The following is a 19,677-nucleotide window of genomic DNA, read 5'->3' on the forward strand; positions in this document are numbered from 1 at the left end:
TACGGTACTTTGCTTGTCAGGTATGCCTCGTATTGAATAAAACCAAATTCCAAACTCCATAAATCAAACACCCAGCCCCCCCACCATGTCCACCACCCGTCAACTTATCCGTGTCGGTCATAGCCCCGATCCCGACGACGCATTCATGTTTCATGCCCTGACCAATGGCAAGGTCGATACCGGCCCGTATGAATTTCGCCATGAATTGGTCGATATCGAAACGCTCAACCGCCGCGCGTTTGCGGGCGAACTGGAACTTACCGCCCTTAGCCTGCATGCCTACGCCCATTTACACCAGATTTATGTCCTCTGCCCCTGCGGCGCCAGCATGGGTGACAATTACGGCCCGATGGTGGTCGCCCGCCAAAAATTTGACCGGGATTCCCTGCGCGGCAAGACCATCGCTGTCCCCGGGACGCTAACGACCGCGTATCTGGCCCTGCGCTTGTGGCTGGGGCGGGATTTTCAGGAGGTGGTCGTCCCCTTTGACCAGATTATCCCCGCACTCTTGGCGGGCGAATACCAGGGAACGCCCCTGGACGCCGGGCTGATTATTCATGAGGGACAACTGACTTACGCTGATGACGGCCTGCAACTAGCCGTGGACCTGGGTGTGTGGTGGCAAGCCGAAACCGGCCTCCCCCTGCCGCTAGGGGCCAACGGCATCCGCCGCGACCTGGGCCTCCCCACGATGATCGCCGTGACCAAGCTCCTCAAGCAAAGTATCGAATATGGACTGAAAAACCGGGCCGAGGCCCTGGATTATGCCATTCAGTGGGGGCGTGACCTGGATCGGCCCCGTGCCGACAAGTTTGTGGGGATGTATGTGAATGACTGGACGCTGGATTTTGGAACGCGGGGGAGGGAGGCGATCCGGGTGTTGCTAGATAGGGGATTTACCGAAGGTGTGATCCCCCAACGGGTTACGCCGGAATTTGTAGATTATTAGGCTGTAGCGGCGACTTTTAGTCGCCGAAACTGTTTAGTCGCCAAACTTGTTCGCAAGACTTTAAATCCCTCTGAAGCCTTATTTTCTCTCAGCTTAAAGCCCAGGCTGGCGTAAGCCGTCCACCCGAACTGTCAATTATTAATTCTTAATTTTTAATTATTAATTCTAAACACTGGCATTCCCCGCAATATTCCGAAATAATAAAATTTGGAACAGAGAATCTCATCTGATTTGGGCCAGAGAGCGATCGGAGCCGTGGCAAGCTAGACCGTCGCTCGACTTTTGTGGCAGGCGGAAATCAAACTCGATTTTGGGATTGCGCACGCCTATACTGGAAGTTGGCGGAAGTTTTTCTTTTCTGGCTCGGCTTTTTTCGCGATAGCATTGCAAATTTGGCAATTTTGCACCGCACTTTTTGCACAGCGTTTTTGAATAAGGATTCTGTCATGCGCAAGCGCAGCGTCGGCTTTACGTTGGTGGAATTGCTGGTGGTGATCACGATCATCGGCATGCTCATGTCGCTGTTGCTTCCCGCGGTCAATTCTGCCCAGGAAGCAGCCCGCCGGGCGACGTGCAATAATCGGATTCGCGAGATTTGCACCGCGACGATCGCCTACGCCACGGCCAAGCAGTATTTTCCCGGCTATCGCAATCCGCCGGTGTTTAGCAATAACAACACCCAAGGCCCGGCTGTTTCTTGGCAGGTGACCCTGCTACCGTACTTGTCGGAACAAGCTCTCTATGACAACTGGGTCAACAACCAGAACGGCCCCGTGCCGGTTCCCCGCAGGGACATGTTTGTTTGCCCGTCGGATGCCAACGCCGCCGCCAGTCTGACGGGCACCACCAGCTATGCCGTCAATTCCGGTCGACAGGATCGAGTTGATCAAGCCAACACGAATCAGGGAACGGTGACGGTGTCCGGTACGGAACGGTACGAAGGTATTTTTAACTTTCTCTCCCATCCCGCCACGAATAAGCAACTACGGTTGCAATTTGGCACCATGCGGGACGGCGACGCCACCACCGTCATGGTCACCGAAAATCTGGATGTCAACGAATGGGGGACGCCCAACCCGACCGAGGACCTGATGGGCGTGATGTGGGAGCCAAACGGCCCCTCGCTATTCCTGCGAATCAATAAGGAACGGGGCAAACGGACCGATTTTAACAATCCCGCGACGATTCGGTTTGCCCGGCCCTCCAGCAATCATCCCGGGGTTTTCCTCACGGGGTTTGTCTCGACTAACGTCCGTTCAATCGATGAAAATATTCAGTCAACCGTTTGGGAACGGCTGATGACGCCGGACGGGCAGAAGCTGTGGCAAATCAATAACACCCTGTATGCCGCGCAAAACGTGCCTGTCTCTGATAGCGATTTCTAAATTTTTATTTTGCACCCCAACTTTTTTGGAAACCGGAACATGGCTCCCACAACAAAGCGGCGTTCGTCCGCGCGTGGTTTTACGCTGGTGGAACTGCTGGTGGTGATCACGATCATCGGCATGCTGATGTCGCTTTTGTTACCGGCGATTAATGCCGCCCAGGCGACCGCCCGGCAGCGGGTTTGTCAAAGCCAGATTCGCGATCTGGCCCTGGCGGTAATCGGCTATGCCAGCGCCAAGTCCAAGTATCCCGGCTATCGGGGGAATCAACTGCGGGAAAGGAACGTCTTTGACGCCCCCTGGACCGTCATGGTGCTGCCGTATAAAGAAGGGCAGGGGATCTATGAGCGGTTTCAAAATTTGACCAATCAACCCGCGGCGAATGTGGGTCCCAATTCGCAATTAGCCTGGCCGGGGGGGAACACCGAAGAACTGTACCGGGCGGATTTTATCTGCCCGGACAATTTACCCAACCGGCCGGATAATGCCTGGACGTCGTATTGCATCAATAGTGGTCGGCCGATGCCGGTGCCGCCGACGGGTAATAATCCTGAAAAGCGCGGGGACGGTCTGTGTCATGACACGGCCAGCCCGCAACCCGGGGCCAGCAATAGCCGTCAGGGGCAGCGGATCTTTAACACGCCCGACACGGTCACGGACGGCAAATCGCAGACGATTCTACTGGCCGAAAATATCCAGGCGCAATTTTATACCGACCGCGATCAAAAGTATCACACGATCATGTGGCATCCCCGCGGGGGAACCGCCCAGCAAGAGGCCCTGCGCAAGGTCAACGGCCGCGACCCGGCCCGTTACACGCCTTATCCGCCGGATTTGGCTATAAATGACGACGAGGCCCGCCCCAGCGGTTACCACGCGGGAGGAGTGAACATCGCGACGCTGGATGGTTCCACCCAATTTTTGCGTGAAGATGTCGATTACGAGGTTTACCGGCATCTGTTGACCGTGTCCAACCAAGACATGAGCGCGGATCTGTTTGGCGATACCAATGCCAATAACGTGCTCAATCGGGTGATCAGCGACGGGGAATTTAGGTAGGAAAAAGTTTAGGATTCATGTATTTGGCAATATTCAAGCTAGCATTCGCTGGCAGATTCCCGCCGATTTTGCCGCCATTTCCGATTTTTCCATTTTTCCCCGCACGCCTGTTGACGCGCGGGGTTTTTTTATTCCATACTTACTGGTTCGGAGCATTTCTTTCTCCCCGCGACCGGACGCTGGCGCGGGCGGGGGACTTCGTCTTTAGACCCGCGTCCTACTTCAGGAGAACTTAGCCATCGACAAGCCGCAACGGATCAATGAACAAATTCGCATCTCGCCAATTCGTGTCATTGGAGCAGACGGACAGCAATTAGGCGTCATGCCCACGGATCAGGCCATGGCCATGGCCCGCGATGCCGATCTGGACCTGGTGGAGGTCGCGGGGAACGAGCGCCCGCCGGTCTGCCGGATCATGGACTTTGGTAAATTCAAATACCAGCAAAAAAAGAAGCACAATAAAACGCACGGCCATCAAAGCAAGCTAAAAGAGCTACGCGTCCGCCCCAGCACCGGCGAGCATGACCTGGAATTCAAGGTCAACCAGGCCCGCGGCTTTTTGCAGCATAAGGATAAGGTCGTCTTTTCGGTGATCTTTCGCGGTCGCGAGAACGCCCACATCGACGAGGGGCATCGCGTGGTCAACCAGATCATTCACACACTGGAAGACGTCTGCAAGGTGGAGTCCCCCCCGCAGCAACAGGGTAAGCGGATTGTGTGCGTGCTGGTGCCGAAGTAACGCAGGCACTTTACCCGCCCCGTGTTACTTCTTGCCTAGTTTGCGCTGCGCCTGAAAGAACCGCGAGAGGATTTCTCCGCATTCCGCCGCCAGGACTCCCCCCGCGACGGCGCACCTGTGATTGAGCCGCGGGTCCGTGAGAAGCTGAAATAGCGACGCCGCGGCCCCCGCCTTGGGATCGGCCGCGCCATACACCACCCGCGGAATCCGCGCCTGCAAGATCGCTCCCGCGCACATCGGGCAAGGCTCCAGCGTGACATACAGCGCGCACCCCTCTAACCGCCAATCCCCCAGCTCCCGCGCTCCCCGTGTGATCGCCAGCATCTCGGCATGGGCCGTGGGGTCATGCAATTGCTCGCGCAGGTTATGGGCCGTCGCCAAGATTCGCCCCTCGTGGACTAGTACCGCCCCCACCGGGACTTCCCCCGCTTGTGCGGCTAGGGAAGCTTCTGCGAGTGCCATCCGGATGTAGTCTTCGTCGGTGTTATGCATGACCCAGCACCTGTCCCGTTCGGCGCAACTATCCCGTCCGGCGGACGGGACCTACTGACTCACTCCCCGATTGTGACGGTCAATGGCGGGCTGATCACGTTGCTGGTGGTGCCGGAATCTCCCATCGCCATCACCCGCAGGGTTACCGGTCCCGTGCCTAAAATGGTCTTGGCCGTGGTGGGAATATTAAAAGTGGTCTGGCCGCCGACCGCCTGGGCCAGAATGCGGCCATTGGAATAGGCCAGCAGGTTACGGGCGCCGGGAGCGGTGACTTGGATGCTAATCGGCTTGCCCGCGGCGACGGTGGTGGCGGCCAGTTTGGCGGTCAATTTGCGGTTGGAATTGACAAACGGGGCATTGATGACTTTGCGTCCCTGGGTTTCGATCAGCGTGGCCGTCAGCCCGACGACCCGCAGTTCATGGTAACCGTCGGGATATTGCGCGGTGTTGAGTGTTAACTTTTCTCCCGCGCCACAGCGGCCGACGCGCGCTCCATCGACAAACAATTCAAAGCGATCCACAGCGGCCCCCCCGGCCCCCGCCACGGCGGTGGGAATTAATTCTATGGTCCCCTGCAACGGCTGACCGGTGAGCGCTGCTCCGGCCTCCCCCTCCGCGCCGGCCAGGGTTACATCCACCTGAGGGACTACTCCCCAGGGGGCGCACAGGGGGTCCCCCACAATCAGTAGCTGGTAGGGCCCCTGAACCGATTGATAAAACGATTCCGCCAGGTTGCATCCCCGGGCGTAATGCACGTGCAGTTGCGGATGGGGAAACTTTTGCGCTATGGCGTTGGGTTCGTCCACGGTGCCGCTGGAACCGGACGCCCCCGCGCGGAGAAACTCGGTAAGTAGTGTCTGGCCGTGTCCCTTGTCAAAGCGGCCGCCAAAGCTGGTCAGGTTTTCGACAACCGCCCCGGGCAATATCGTCGATCCCGACGCCGCCACGTTGAACGTGGGAAACCCCAACACCCCGCCGGCGATATCGGGTTTTTCGCGCGGGAACAGGTCCTTGATGATTTCCACTTTTTGGTTCATGGCTTGGAGTTCTTTGGCCACCACGCCAAAGTAGGGAGCCCGCGTTCTGGCCCGGACATCGGCATGGTCCGAAAAATAGTGCGTCCCGCCGGGCCGGGTGCCATCCGCGGCGGCGGACCGGGTTAGCACATTGACCGCCTCGGCCAGGGTGTTGCCGGGGGCGTCCCTGGTCGCCGTCACGCCCAGGGCCACGCACAGGACGTAGTGTTCGCCGCCGTTTTCCAGCAGTTCGCCTTTGTTTCCCCAGCCGTACCAGGATCGAAAGCCCAGCGATGGTTGCAGGTTGCCTCCCGTGAGTTGCTTGCGAAAATAAAGATTGCTGTTGAGGTCTTGAAATAGTTCCATGCGGCGGGCCAGGACATCGTTGCGTAAAAAAGTCAGGGCGGTCAGCGACGCGCTAAAGCGTCCCTTGGCCGAGGCTCCGCCGGGGACATCGGCCCTGAAATCCACCACCCAGGGGAATCCGCTGGAATAAGCGATGATGTCGATCTGCGCGGTCAGCCCGCGGGTTTGCATCATCTGCAGCGTGGGGAGGAGGATTTTCTTGCGAAAATCGAGGATGTCGATGGTCCCTTCGGTCTGGTCGATATCCAGATACAGCACGTTGCCGGGGGGAATTTGCCGCAGGGCGATATAATGGTTAGCCAGCGAAATGGAATCGGCGCTGCGATTATTGACGACTACAAAGACATTTTCCGGGCCGCCGCCGGCAAAAAGCGCGCCCGGCCAACCCAGCGCTAGTAATCCAGCCATCAGGCAGCCCAGGAAAATTGCGCGCATGGGGTATTCCTTTTGTTTTTTCAGATCGTCGCTAGGCAAAAAATATCCCGGCGATTAAAGCCAAAACTTGCCCGGAAAGAACGCCCTGGTGAATTGTTCGTCAACCAGGCACCGGGCAAAATCATAGCACGTGGGGGGCGTGGCGGCAAACTGGTCGGATGGCCCAGGCGGGATCAAGCTACCGTCGATCCGGGAACCCCGAACCTTTTTTGCAAAGGAAACCAGGGGCCGGATGCACGATAGAGGGCGCCGGCGAAACCTGGTTTAGCGGCCCGTGGGTAGTAGGTTTAGCCAACCTTATCTGAACTAGCCCCCTTTTCAGGATTGGTTTTATCCTTGTCCGAGGGTTGATTACCGTCTTCGCCGCTAGTTGCCGTCGGAGATTGCACAAATAACACTTTATTCAGCTCGGGAATAAAGGCCGCTAAAAAATCCTGCTGGGGGAGCTTTTCTTGGGCGGTTGGGACGGTCGTTTCGTCAAAAGCGCGGGTCAGGTAAATTTTGTACATGGCCCGGCTCGAGAAGTAATGGCTGCGGGGGTTGCGGGGACCTTCCCAGGTGCCATCGGCCGAAAAGCCCCACCACACCTCGCGCGAGACCTTCACCCCATTTACATCTTGGTGGTAGGTCTGGTTGAGAAATTCGGCCACCAGCTTATTATCATCATTATAGACTTTCATGGCAGTCGGCTGGTGGCTGGTGTCCGCCCCATGTCCGGGATAACATTGCTCTGGAGTGTGGATGCAGATTTCGTTGGTGGGACCGGTGGCCACAAAGATCGATAAATGTTCGTTGGTGTTCAGGTTTTTGTAGACGGCTTGCACCACGCTGGTGATCCCCGCCAAGCGAATCTCTTTTTCATTGACGGGATCAAATTGCACAAATTCCCAATTGCCAAAACTTTTTGGTATGGCGTCTTTTGTCAACCGTTTGGCAAATTCCGCTTGCTGCTTGATGCTGACTTCATCCAGAAATCCCCAAAATTGCAATTCCCGCCATTGCAAGAATGTAAAACCGGCCAAAGCCAGCGCGATAAAGGCGGAAAAAGTAATTTGCGTGAGCAAGTGGGGTTTCATAAGTTGCCTGCTGGAAATGCGGTGGCGGGCGATCAAAATGCCCAATCCGACCAGTGAAAATCAGTCCAACGATGGGAAAATAGCCAGCGTCAGTCACCATGTGGCCGACGCTGGCGCGTGGGGTAAATCTAGCTGATGTGGATGGAACAATAAAACCTGGGGACGGACTAACCGGCCAGCGCCCGATGGACTTTCTCGGGAGCCCGGCCCACGACGGTTCCCAGAATGGGGATGCCAACGGAATCCAACCGTCCGCGGGCTTCGTTAACCTTGGTGATTTGGCTGACATCCCGCAATACGGACAGCACCGCCGTGTCGGCGTAACCACCCAGCAGCAGGGCGTCGGCAAAGCCCAGGACCGGTCCGCTGTCGATAATGATATAGTCAAAATCAGCCCGCAGCGTGCGGAAAATCGCCTCGGCGTGTTCCTTGGCCAGGGCCGCCAGGCTGTTATGGTCGCACACCCCCGCTTGCATGAGATACAGACCCTCGACATGGGCGGGATGGATCACGGCTTCCAGTTCGGCTTCGCTTCGCAGGACCTCGCTTAGACCGGCGGACTGGGGCAGGCCAAATAGGTGGTGAATGGTGGGCTTGCGCAGGTCACCGTCGACCAGCAGTGTGCGGCGTCCGGCCCGCGCGAGACTGGCGGCCAGGTGGGTGGCGACGGTGGTTTTGCCCTCTCCCTCGCTGGGGCTGCTGACCAGGACGATTCGCAGGGCCTCGCGGTTGCGATTTTGCAGAAGCATGGTCCGCACGCCATCGATCGACTCGGCCAACACACTAGAGGCGGTGTCGGAACCCAGGCGAGCCAAATTGGGCACGGTCCCCAGGACGCGCAGGCCGCAGGCGGGGCTGCCAATTTCTTGGACGGTGTTCACGCGGTGTTTGCTATTTTCCCACAGCACCACCGAGGCCACCCCCGCCAAGAGTGAAACCACACCGGCAAAAGAGGTCAGCATGATCTGGTAGGTCAGGTTGCCACGGGGGGGGACTTCCGGTTCGCTGTACAGTACCACGGTGGGGCTGATTTTTAGCCCTTCCAGTTTGCGCTCCGCTTCGTGTCGGTCGTTATTGAGGTTCCGCAGTTTGGTCTCTAGGTCGTGACGCTGGATCCGTTTGTTTTCCAGGTCGGCGGAAATATAGCTTTTCTTGGTGAATTCCGCTTGCTTGGTTTTCAGGGCCTCGGTCAAGCGGGCCATTTCGCCTTCGATCCGCTGTTGATTCTTTTTGAGAACGGGCAGGTATTCCTCTAAACGGTTGTTATTTTGGATTGTGTGTCTAATCACGTTCTCTTTGTTTTCTTCCCAAAGCTGATCCATGCGGGCTTTGGTATTGACAATTTGGTTGTCCAAGCTGCGAATGGTGGGGGTGTTTTTATTGCGGGAGGTACTGACGGCGTCGTTGAGTTGCCGCTGCATGATACCCAGGGCGTCGGAAAGTTCCTTATATTCCGGGACGATTTCACGTAATTTTGCCTCGTAAATGCTTCTGGGAATTTCGTTGGTGTTTTTTTCGTTCTCCATGTATTCGTACAAGTCAATCCGTTCCAGGATGTCGTTTCGCTTGCGATTGAAATCCATTAGCATCGCCTCGTCGCGGGCGATTTCGCTGCGGAGTAATTCGATTTCCCGCATCCGGCCCTCATTGGTCAAGGCCCCGGAGACTTCCTCCATGCTGCGAATGGCGTCGATCACCGTGCCGATCTGCGCCTGCTCGGCCTTGATCTGCGCGTCGAGGTTGGAAATGCTCAGATTGGCCGCTTGCTGTTCCTCATCAGTGTGATACTTCAAATAAGATTCGGCCAAGGCCCGCACGATTTGAACCACTTGCGCGGGATCGGATCCGGTCATGCGAATCTCGATAAAATCGGACCCCTTGAGATTGACCACGGTTAGCATCTTGGCCAAATAGCCATTGATATTTGACTGTTGGGCCAATAATGGCAGCGAGGTAATCGGGGTCGGGACGTGTTTGGGATGGGTGTATACCTTTGCCAGGTTAAACACTTTTTCGTGTTTGAGCATCGCGATTTGGGTCTCGCGAAATGTTTGCCGCTGACCGTGGTCGATCACCCCTTGGCGCTTGCCGATGAAGTCATTCACGTCGTAATTACACTTGAGGAGGGCGCTTACCTCGTAGCTGTCGGGTAGCATAAACCAGACACCCAACGCGGTGGGTATGGCCAAGAGCAAGCCCACAAAACTCGCCAAGAGCCACTGTCGCCGAAAGGCGTGATAGAGCTTGGCAAAGGACATGGCCGTGGGAGAGGCGTCCTGCGCGTCGGCCGCCAAGCCGGGAAACCCATAAGGGTTGTAGGGAGCCAGATCGGTCGGTTCCGGGCGGGGGATGAGGGCGGTCCCCCCATAAATACCGTTGCCGTTGCCGTGCCCATTACCACCATAGGTGGAGCCGTTAGGGCTATTTGCCGAGTACAAGCCGGAATGCTTGCCAGCACCATCGTTGTGCAATTCGGGATTGTCGAGGGTTGAGCTAGCCACGCGGTACCATCCTTTTTACGAAAACCTGGCGATTCGTTGGCAAATCGGACTCTCCGCGTCGGGTGCGGAGAGCCGGGACGTGATCGGTTCTATTGCAAGTCTGAGGCCGATCCGTGACCAATAACTGGCGGTTGTTTGCAAGCTCTTATGATCTAAGGCTTTATAAAAATGCAACTGGCCGGGAATGGCTTCCTATCAATGTCCCGCCAGGGTAAGCATGGTGTTAAAGGGCAACTTCCCGAGGAGGGGATGTGGTGAAAAGTGAACATTTTGTCATTCTACATACGCACGCCACTGGTTCAAAGTTCTGTCCGTTACGCTCCGCAAATCCAGAAATATGCGGAATTTATTTGGTCATTCAACCCTTGACGACCGTCGCGCGGCCTACCGTTTAAACACCGGCGGTATCGCGGGTTTGTTGACAGGAACAGGGGCTTTGGGGGGGACCAGACCGGCGATGGGGACTCCCGCGCTGGCGGGATTGGGCATGGCCCCCAGGGTACTGGCCGGAGTCATGGACCGCATGGGGATCGCGGTGGCATGTTCATCATCCAGGACCAAGTTTCGCAGAATTACATATTCGAGATACATCAATCCGAACATAATGGGAAAAACCACGAAACCGGCGGCATAATCATGAAAGAATTGCCCCGCGCCATCGGACATCATGGAGGCAAAACACTGCAGGATAATTCGCACGACATTGGCCGCCATGGCAATCACCGGCGCGCTGGCCACCATGACGATTTTTATCCAGAGGTCCACGTTGACCAAAAACGACCAGCAGAGCGTGATGGACAGCAGGGTCAACATGCCGCGAAAACCGGCGCAGGCCTCGGCCACGCTGAGTTTTTTCTCTTCGTTATCGCGGCGTATAAGTATGTCATTTCCATTGCTGGTGACATCCACCCCCATGGTTTCCATGGCGTAAACGCTGGCGCGGGTGGAGAATTTTTGCAGATTGTCAAAGCTCAGGCGTTCCATTTTGCTGGAAAAGGGAATCGCCAACAGCAAGAGCAACATCCCCGGCCAAGTCCAGCGGAGCATGTTCAAGCCGCCAAACAGCATCACCAAGCCGGCAATAACCAAAACCGAGGAATACAGGGCAAATTGCTCGGAACGGTAAGCGTAGACGGTGACAAACCGCACAATTAAACAAGCTAAAATGATCCCCAGCCCGACAATCGCCTCCCAGGTTTCCGCGGGTTTGTATTCCCGCCGCCAGACCCACAACACCACGACGGCCATGATGGGAATCAAAAACCCGGACTCATACTCGAGCCGTGTCCAGGAACTGATGATGCGGTAAAGCTCGTAGGCATAAGAAAAAACCACCAGGGTCAGCATCATCAGCGACAGATTTAAGCTGGAGCGGACGGTGTTTCCCTGCTTGATGCTGGTCGTCAGGTCGGCGGCACAGCAGGCTAGGGCCAGCCCGCACAGCGCCGTGGAGACCCAAAAACAGATGCTATTGGAAAATTCCAGCTTTTGTCCCGACTCGCCACCAATCTCCGGCTTAAAAAAGCACACCACAAAATAAAAGAGAATGGTCAGGCTGAGCAAACCCATCACGATTTGCTGCAGGATCGGCAACTCCCGGAATTTTTGCAGGGTCGCTTTGATTTCGCTGAGGGGATCAGACATAGGTGCCATCGCGCGGGTGTGGGGAAAAGGGGACACCCTCCCCGTCTCTTGCCAGGGAAAATGCCGATTCTATCCGCCCCAGTTGACAGTGGGGGGAAATGTCCGGGTACGTCCCAACCCGGAGGTGCTCGGGGCAAAATTTTTCTTAAACTAGGTTCAAACCAAACTAATTTTGCCCGTGCTGCTTCGACTCACTCAAATTTGACCATAAGCAGATTTTGACTAGCTGTCAAGAAACCAGCAAAAGGCTAATAATCCCAATAAAAATGGTAGTCTGGGTAATTCGGGTAAAAATGACCGTTGGCGTAAATTTTTCTCAAGAATTCTCCGGTTTAATCCGCTTTTCCAGCAAAGTCCCAGGCGGGGTTGACCGATCTTAATGCCTGTATGAATTGCGCGGGCGGATTTTCCCCAGGGACTATTACGCCGGCTGTAACGAACGGTTCAGCAAGAACGTTCAATTATGCACTTTTCTGAGATGTGGCGTTGCATGACCCCCTATCGTCTCCCCGGATCGCTGCGACTTTTCGCCTGGATCTGCCTGTTCGCGGGGATGCTGGCGGGCTGCCGTGCCAATACCCTTAATTCGCGCTACCAGCTCCCCGGCGATCAACCCTCCGCCGTGGCCCGGGAACAGGACTATGTCCAATTGCCAGAGTACCGGCTGGAACCGCCGGATATTATTTTGATCGACGCCCTGCGAATCGTTCCGCGGGAGCCATTTAGGATCGAGGCGCTTGATATCTTGTACGTGCAGGTGGAAGGCACCTTTGAGGACCAACCCATCAACGGGCAATTTAGTGTGTCGCCCAATGGGGCGATTGACCTGGGACCGGCTTATGGCCGGGTAAAAGTGGCGGGTCTGAGCATTGACGAAGCTATTCAAGAAGTCGAAAAGTTTCTCAGCCGCACCTTGCGCGAACCGCAAGTCAGCATCACACTTTTGCTGTCGGGGGGACAGGCCCAAATTGCCGGTCAGCGCCTGGTTGGTCCCGATGGCTATGTCAATCTGGGGACCTACGGGATGGTCTATGTCGCGGGATCAACCATCTCCGAGGCCCAGGAGAAAATCACGGAGCATTTGCAGCAGTATCTGCAAAACCCCATCATTTCGGTGGATATCTTTGCGTACAACAGCAAGGTTTACTACGTTGTTTCCGAAGGGGCGGGCTCCGGGGACAATTTACAGCGATTTCCCATCACCGGAAAAGAGACCGTCCTGGATGCCATCGCCAATGTCGGCGGGTTGTCCCGGTTTTCGGATAAGCGAATTTGGATTGCCCGTCCCGCTCCGAGCGGACAGGAATGCGACCAGGTATTACCCGTCCAATGGAACGACATCGTCCGCGGCGGACAAACAGCCACCAATTACCAGTTAATGCCCGGCGACCGGGTATTTATTGCCGAAGAGCATATGTCGGCGGTCGATTCCCGCTTGACTCAACTCTTTGACCCACTCGAACGGATTCTGGGCGTTACCATCCTAGGGTCCAATGTCGTCGCCACGGGACAACGCTTTCCAGGAGGGTTGCAAGGACAAAACAACCCGGGTTTCTAGCGCTGTGTTAAGTTGAAAATGTGAGTTTGGCAGATCAACCTCGGGGCGCGGGCCTACGGTTTTTGCCGCTCCAACCGTGTGGCTAGGACCCTACGGCTCAGGCAACACGATATGTTGATACGGCACTAGGAGCGGCGCATGAGGCCGGTGATCCAGCGGCTGCCATTGCCAGAAAACGTTCAATTGAAGGCAGATGAGTTGCTTTTCACTGCGTAACGAGCCGGGGACTGGGCATGAAGCCCGTATGACACCACTCGCCAACGAACTGTAACATTTACATAAGATTATTGACGCCACGCGTACCATACGCCGGCGGCGTTTCCTTTGAGGGAAATTTGTATGTCACCAACTAAACGCTTGCTTACACGCCGCTTGCTCAGCCGGATGATCACCGGTTGGGGAATGAGCTGTACGATTTTTATGGCCGCCGCGGGAGTATTCGCGGGCGGACCGGGAATGCCCTACCATCGCGAACCGGGCTGTATTGATGGAATTTGCGTTCCCAAGCGGGAGACCAATGGATTTCATGAAACGCGTTGGCGCCCCTGGCCCGGGACAGAGCAAGGTCCTCCCCCCAAGCCCCGTTACGAAGGGGTGAATGCCCCCAAAAGCGAGCTTCCTCCCCCCAAGACGGAACTGGATCTTCCCGCCGCGGAACCTCCCGGGGGTGCGGCTGCCAGTCCCACTCAGCCAAATGGCGTTAACCCCGCGACACCCGTGGTTCCCGGCAATCCCTTTCCCGACGCCGAGCTTTCCCCCGAGTTGCGGGGGACCGTTCCGGCGACACCACCGGTGGAACGTCTCCCCCCGATGGGCCAGCTACCCCGCAACAAGCCTTCCCGGCGTTTGCCACAACTGGCCACATTGCCCGATCATAGTCCCCCACCGGTGTTAAAATTGCCGCAAACCGAACTGACCCCCTCGGCGCGGGTGGTCCCTCCGGCTTCCCCACGGTCCACCAAAATGCCGTTGGCCCGGACAAATGTTGGTACGCCCCGCAGTGGTTCTCCCAGCCAGACCGCCCGTAACTTGTTAGCGGAATTGCAAAATCCCGCGTCCGCCGGTTTACCCCCCGCGTTACGACCCGAAGATGCGCCCCTGAGCGGGAATCCGCGTCTGAGTCTGGATCAAGCCTTGCGAATTCAAGAAGTGCCCTCCCGTGGCGGTCCGCGCTTGGCGGGACATGTATCCGTTCCCGACGCGGGACCAAAACTTCCGCCAGTTGCAAAGGAAAAACCGCAACAGCCTACCACACCTTCCACGGGACCGTTGGCCAGCGCGGATTTTGTGTCACAGCATGCGGTGGCGGCGATCCCCAGTCCTGTCCGCAATCAAGAGCAGCCCCGCGCGGGATCCGTGGAAAAAATCCGTCCGGCTGGCACACCCCCTATAAACACGTCCAGCCAAACGGTACGGATAACGGAAGCGGCAAGCGGGGTAAGTTCCGTCCCCCCCAGCGGACAACCCACCACCAGTCTGCGGATCAAGCCCCAGTCTGAATCTCCGACCAGTGATGGATTGGTTAACCCCGCCAGTTTTTCAGAGTTGGCCACTCCCCCCCGATCCGAGCAGAATCGCGCGTCAGGCTCTACTCTCGATCCCCACGTGCAGCCCGCTCAAAATCTTGTTCCCGAATCTTCCGCGGCAAACGCCGCTCAACCTTTGCCCCCCCGCAGTGGCAGTTCACCCTTGCGGGGTAAAAGCCACGGCAACCCTCTTCGTTAAAGATCGTTACTAATACTTGTTGATATTTTCTAACCGTACAAATCGGGGGAAAATGTATTGGCACATAATCAAAGCTAGGTTGCGTAGTCATGTTGGAATAACCCGATTCCCGCATCTCCCGCAACCATGCCCGCTTTTTGTGCAAATAGCTCGAAATTTCATGCCGTAATCATTTTCTGACCCGGGTGAGTGGAATTATTTCCTGCCACAGTCTTATATATTTTCTCTCACCGCTCCCAGCAATTGGTATCTCTGAGAATGCCGGAGGCGCGGTTTTTTAGATCGCCCGGACTTTTGGCATAATCTTTGCCCATTAATTTTTGTTGGTCGCTTCTTGTCGCGGATCTATCGACCTGACCGTTGCGGGGTGAGGGTTATTCAACCACGCCCAAAAGAGTTAAATTGATATCTCCGGGGCGGAAATTTCTTGGTGCGATTGTTCACAGGCGGAATATGCAAACTCAAGATTCACTTAGGCGGGATGTCCGGCAGTTGGGCGATTTGTTGGGCCAAATTATCACCGAGCAGTCGGGAACCGCGACACTGGATTTGGTGGAACAGGTTCGTCAACTGGCGCGTGGCCAGCGGGGAGGCGAAACCGCCGCTGGCGATGAACTAGCGCGTCTACTGGGGCAGTTGCATCCGCGGCAGATGCAGCCCCTAGCCCGCGCGTTTGGGGTTTTTTTTGATCTGGCGAATTTGGCGGAGGATCGCCAGCGGGTGCGGGTCCTGCGCGAACGAGAGCGTTCGCTACATCCCCAGCCCGTGAGCGAATCCATTCCCGCGGCCATTTTGGCCCTGCGCGAGGCGGGTTGGCATCCCGCGCAGGTCCAGGCCGCGCTGGACAAACTATCGATCGAGTTGGTCTTTACCGCCCACCCCAGCGAGGCCAAGCGGCGGGCCATTCGGGCCAAGCTGCGCCGCATGCGAACAGCGGTGGAAAGCCTGGATGACGATCAGTTGCTTCCCCGCGAACGCCGCGAATGGGAGCAACGCTTGCGCGCGGAGCTGACATCGCTCTGGGAGACCGAGTTTCTCAAAACCCGCCGTCCCACCGTGCTGGATGAAGTCGCGCGCGGGTTGTCGATCACTCCCCGCCTGGTCGAAACCGTGCCGCGAATTTACTCGGCCCTGCGGAACGCCCTCGCCCAGTATTATCCGGGCGTGGATTTTCGGCTGCCGGTATTTTTGCGGTTTGGTTCATGGATTGGGGGGGATCGCGACGGCCATCCGCATGTGACGGCTCCGGTCACGGCGGAGACCTTGCTCAAATTGCGCACCGCCGCCTTGGATTTGCAGTATGAGCAATGCCAGCGGTTGTTTGACGCCCTGAGTCTGTCGGCCCGCTTATGCGGGTCGGATGAACGGTTGCAAAATGAAATTGACGCCGCTTGCAAACAATGGCCGGCGGTTCAGCAAGAACTGAAAAACCTGGACCCGCGCGAACAACTCCGTCAATGGCTGGCAATTATCCGCTGGAAGCTCAAAAATTCCTATTTGCAATCCTGGAATGACGTGCTTCCCCCCGGAGCTTATGCCCAAGGAAGCCAACTGCTGGCCGATCTAGAGTTATTGCAATCAGCTCTGCTGGCGCAAGGGGGAAAGGTATTACTTGAGACGCAATTGCTTCAGTGGCGGGACTTGGTGGCGGTTTTTGGACTACAGGTATCGCGGCTGGATGTGCGGCAGGATTCGCGCCGCCTGGTCGAGGTGCTGCACGAACTGTTGACCACCGACCAGCTTTGTGCCGATTACCAAAACCTGTCCGAGGAAGAAAAACAAGCCCTGCTCATGCGGACCATGCCCTGGGCCGGTCCCCTTAACGAAGAACGCTTGTCTCCCTTAACGCGCGACACGCTGCAGTTGTTTCGCCTGCTGCGCCGCGTGCTGGAATACCTGGGGCCGGACACCATTGGCGGTTTTATTGTCAGTTTGACGCAATACCCCAGCGACCTGCTTGGCGTGTTGTGGCTATGGCGCTGGGCCCAAAACGAGACCAGTTCCGCCCGCGATACCGTCTGTTATGTGGTTCGTCCGGAATTGCGGATCATTCCGTTATTTGAAAAAATCGGCGATCTACAACGCGCGGCGCAGACTTTGTGCGCCATCTTGGATCAACCCGTCTATCGCGCGCATTTGCAAAAACAAAACTCCCGCCAAATTGTCATGGTGGGGTATTCAGACAGCACCAAGGACGGGGGATACTTATCCGCCTGTTGGGGCCTCTATCAAGCCCAAAGCGCCCTGCACGACGCCGCGGCCGCGCGCGGCGTGCAAATCACGTTTTTTCATGGGCGGGGAGGCTCGCTGGGACGCGGCGGCGGACCGGCCGCGCGGGGGATTATTTCCCTGCCCACCGCCGCGCTCGATGGCACATTACGCCTGACCGAACAAGGCGAAGTTCTGGCCGAGCGGTACGACGACCCGCAAATCGCGTTTCGCCATTTGGAACAAGTCACCTGGGCGACCTTGATTGGCAGCAGCCTACCCCGGGCGCAAGTTCCCCCGGAATGGCCCCGGTTGGTGGAAGAGCTTAGCGCGCTCTCTTATCAGGCGTATCGCGAGCTGGTCGATTATCCTGGCTTTATCCGCTATTTTTCCGAAGGGACCCCCATTGAAGAGATCGAGCAGCTTCCCATCGCCTCGCGCCCCGCGCATCGGCGCGGAGAACGCAGCCTGGCCGACCTGCGGGCAATTCCCTGGGTGTTTTCTTGGACGCAAAATCGCCTGCTGATTCCGGCGTGGTATGGCCTGGGCCTGGCGATCACCCGCCGCGCGGCGGATGATCCCGGGGTGCTGGAGACACTTTCGCGGATGTACCGCGAATGGCCGTTCTGGCAGGCGACCCTGGACAATGCGGCCCTGGCCCTGGCCAAGGCCGACCTGGGGATCGCTTCCCGCTATCAGCAGTTGGTCACGGACGAAGGGCTGCGCGCGGCGATATGGGAGCGAATCTCCGCCGAATATGCCCGCACCCGCGAAGTGGTGGACCGGATGATGCAAGTGGCCGAGCCACTGGCCGGCACGCCGTGGCTGCATCAATCCATCGCCGTGCGCAATCCCTACATCGACCCGCTCAACATGCTGCAGATAGAGCTGTTGCGCCGCCGCCGGGCCTTGCCGGAAATTGCCAACGAGGAACGCGAGCAATTGCGCGACTTATTGCGTTTGACCGTGCAGGGGATCGCCGCGGGAATGCGCACGACGGGGTGAGATAAATTAAAAATTAAAAATTAATAATTAAGAATGGGGAGTTAGAGCACTACGCTTGACTCCCGCGACCCGTCTCCCACCTCCCCACTATCCACCTCCCACCGCACTTGTCCCGTCCGGCGGACGGGACCTACTCCCATCTCCCCTCCCTCACCATGCTCACCGCTGACGAACTCACGATTACGACGCTTGGTCCTTGTCGGATTGATTCGCCGCTGTTGCCGTTATTGCAACATCGACAAATCAGCTATAACAATGTGGAGGAAACCGACCGCGTGCTGTACGACGACTGCGTGCATGCGATTCAGGCGCGGCAGTGCGGGGTAGAGCATTTGCCCGGCTTTGAACCGGCGGGCGCGCGCAAAAAAATCTTTTTTGACCCTTCTAAAACCCGCGCAGGCATCGTCACTTGCGGTGGGTTGTGCCCGGGACTTAACGATGTCATTCGCGGCATCGTCATGGAGTTATACTTTCATTATGGGGTCAAGCGGATCCACGGCTTTTGCAACGGCTTTCAGGGGTTCATTCCCCGTTATGGCCGCGATGTGCTGGACCTGACGCCCGACATGGTCGGCCATATTAATGAAATCGGCGGGACCATGCTGGGCAGTTCCCGCGGCGAGCAAGATGTGCAGGAAATTGTCGATTGCCTGGAGCGCATGAACATTAACGCGCTGTTTGTGATCGGCGGCGATGGCAGCCTGCGCGGGGCGCAGGCCATCGCCTCCGCCGCGCTCGAGCGCAACCTAAAAATCGCGGTGGTGGGCGTGCCGAAGACGATCGATAACGATATATTGTTTATCGAGCAAAGCTTTGGTTTTTTGACGGCGTTTTCGCAAGCGGCGGAATCGATTTGCGCCGCGCATGTCGAGGCCAAGTCCGCGCCCAATGGCATCGGCCTGGTAAAGCTGATGGGGCGGCATTCGGGTTTTATCGCCTGCTATGCGTCGCTGGCGCGAAATGACGCCAACTTTGTGCTGATTCCGGAGATCCCCTTTGCCCTGGAGGGGGAACGGGGGCTGCTAAGCCAGTTACGGGAACGCGTGGAACGCCGCGGCCATGCCGTGATCGTCGTCGCCGAGGGGGCCGGGCAAGAACTCATCCGCCAGGGGGAACCTCAATACGACGCCTCCGGCAATGTAAAGCTGGCGGACATCGGCACATTTCTCAAGGAGCAAATCCAGGCCGACTTTAAGCGGAACGGCGCGGAATGCAACCTAAAATATATCGACCCCAGCTATCTCATTCGCAGTGTGCCGGCCAGCCCCTTTGACGCGGTGCTCTGCCTGAGGCTGGCCCACAATGCCGTGCACGCGGCCATGTGCGGTCGGACAAAGCTGGTCGTCGCCCGCTGGCGGGGGCGGTTTGTGCATTTGCCGATTTCGCTGTGCGTGCAGGGGCGCAACACCGTCGATCCCAACGGCGACCTGTGGATGAGCGTGCTAGAATCCACGGGCCAACCGCCGGTCATGCGGTAGAAAAGTCCAGCGCGCGGTCCACAAACGCCATCTAGCGATTC

At 57.1% G+C, this 19,677-nt stretch carries 13 protein-coding genes; 8 read left to right on the top strand and 5 right to left on the bottom strand.

Annotated elements, in window-relative coordinates; all coding sequences use genetic code 11:
* The first annotated feature begins 85 nt into the window (after nucleotides 1-85).
* The 4 genes from SFX18_01065 (at nucleotide 86) to infC (ending at nucleotide 4,132) form a co-directional block, all read left to right on the top strand.
* Nucleotides 86-949, top strand: coding sequence for an MqnA/MqnD/SBP family protein (locus SFX18_01065; protein ID MDX1961709.1), 864 nt, complete (start codon nucleotides 86-88; stop codon nucleotides 947-949).
* A 446-nt stretch (nucleotides 950-1,395) separates the two neighbouring features.
* The gene (locus SFX18_01070; protein MDX1961710.1) at nucleotides 1,396-2,334 is read left to right on the top strand and encodes a DUF1559 domain-containing protein; all 939 of its coding nucleotides are present in this window, start codon (nucleotides 1,396-1,398) and stop codon (nucleotides 2,332-2,334) included.
* A 39-nt stretch (nucleotides 2,335-2,373) separates the two neighbouring features.
* Nucleotides 2,374-3,393: a DUF1559 domain-containing protein gene (locus SFX18_01075; protein MDX1961711.1), complete on the top strand. Its 1,020-nt coding sequence runs from the start codon at nucleotides 2,374-2,376 to the stop codon at nucleotides 3,391-3,393.
* A gap of 256 nt (nucleotides 3,394-3,649) precedes the next feature.
* Nucleotides 3,650-4,132, top strand: coding sequence for a translation initiation factor IF-3 (gene infC, locus SFX18_01080; GenBank protein ID MDX1961712.1), 483 nt, complete (start codon nucleotides 3,650-3,652; stop codon nucleotides 4,130-4,132).
* A gap of 24 nt (nucleotides 4,133-4,156) precedes the next feature.
* Here infC and tadA read toward each other — a convergent pair whose 3' ends face one another.
* From tadA to SFX18_01105, 5 genes are all read right to left on the bottom strand, one after another.
* On the bottom strand, nucleotides 4,157-4,624 hold the full coding sequence (gene tadA, locus SFX18_01085) for a tRNA adenosine(34) deaminase TadA (GenBank protein MDX1961713.1): 468 nt from the start codon (nucleotides 4,622-4,624) through the stop codon (nucleotides 4,157-4,159).
* A gap of 59 nt (nucleotides 4,625-4,683) precedes the next feature.
* Nucleotides 4,684-6,441 carry a hypothetical protein gene (locus SFX18_01090; protein ID MDX1961714.1) on the bottom strand — a complete coding sequence of 586 codons (1,758 nt, stop codon included), beginning with the start codon at nucleotides 6,439-6,441 and terminating at the stop codon, nucleotides 4,684-4,686.
* A gap of 287 nt (nucleotides 6,442-6,728) precedes the next feature.
* Complete coding sequence (locus tag SFX18_01095) at nucleotides 6,729-7,517, bottom strand: exosortase-associated EpsI family protein (GenBank protein MDX1961715.1); 789 nt, start codon at nucleotides 7,515-7,517, stop codon at nucleotides 6,729-6,731.
* A gap of 167 nt (nucleotides 7,518-7,684) precedes the next feature.
* Nucleotides 7,685-10,018, bottom strand: a complete 2,334-nt coding sequence (locus SFX18_01100; GenBank protein ID MDX1961716.1) for a polysaccharide biosynthesis tyrosine autokinase — start codon at nucleotides 10,016-10,018, stop codon at nucleotides 7,685-7,687.
* Nucleotides 10,019-10,402: 384 nt separating this feature from the next.
* Complete coding sequence (locus SFX18_01105; GenBank protein ID MDX1961717.1) at nucleotides 10,403-11,662, bottom strand: exosortase/archaeosortase family protein; 1,260 nt, start codon at nucleotides 11,660-11,662, stop codon at nucleotides 10,403-10,405.
* A 490-nt stretch (nucleotides 11,663-12,152) separates the two neighbouring features.
* Here SFX18_01105 and SFX18_01110 point away from each other — a divergent pair, with 490 nt between their 5' ends.
* The 4 genes from SFX18_01110 to SFX18_01125 all read left to right on the top strand — a co-directional run bounded on the left by SFX18_01110 (nucleotide 12,153) and on the right by SFX18_01125 (nucleotide 19,636).
* Nucleotides 12,153-13,220: a polysaccharide biosynthesis/export family protein gene (locus SFX18_01110; protein MDX1961718.1), complete on the top strand. Its 1,068-nt coding sequence runs from the start codon at nucleotides 12,153-12,155 to the stop codon at nucleotides 13,218-13,220.
* Between the two features lie 339 nt (nucleotides 13,221-13,559).
* Nucleotides 13,560-14,945, top strand: coding sequence for a hypothetical protein (locus SFX18_01115; GenBank protein ID MDX1961719.1), 1,386 nt, complete (start codon nucleotides 13,560-13,562; stop codon nucleotides 14,943-14,945).
* 453 nt (nucleotides 14,946-15,398) lie between these two features.
* Complete coding sequence (ppc, locus tag SFX18_01120; protein MDX1961720.1) at nucleotides 15,399-18,158, top strand: phosphoenolpyruvate carboxylase; 2,760 nt, start codon at nucleotides 15,399-15,401, stop codon at nucleotides 18,156-18,158.
* Between the two features lie 155 nt (nucleotides 18,159-18,313).
* Nucleotides 18,314-19,636 carry an ATP-dependent 6-phosphofructokinase gene (locus tag SFX18_01125; GenBank protein MDX1961721.1) on the top strand — a complete coding sequence of 441 codons (1,323 nt, stop codon included), beginning with the start codon at nucleotides 18,314-18,316 and terminating at the stop codon, nucleotides 19,634-19,636.
* The last annotated feature ends 41 nt before the right edge of the window (nucleotides 19,637-19,677 follow it).

This window comes from Pirellulales bacterium (assembly GCA_033762255.1).
Classification (GTDB): Bacteria; Planctomycetota; Planctomycetia; order Pirellulales; family JALHPA01; genus JANRLT01.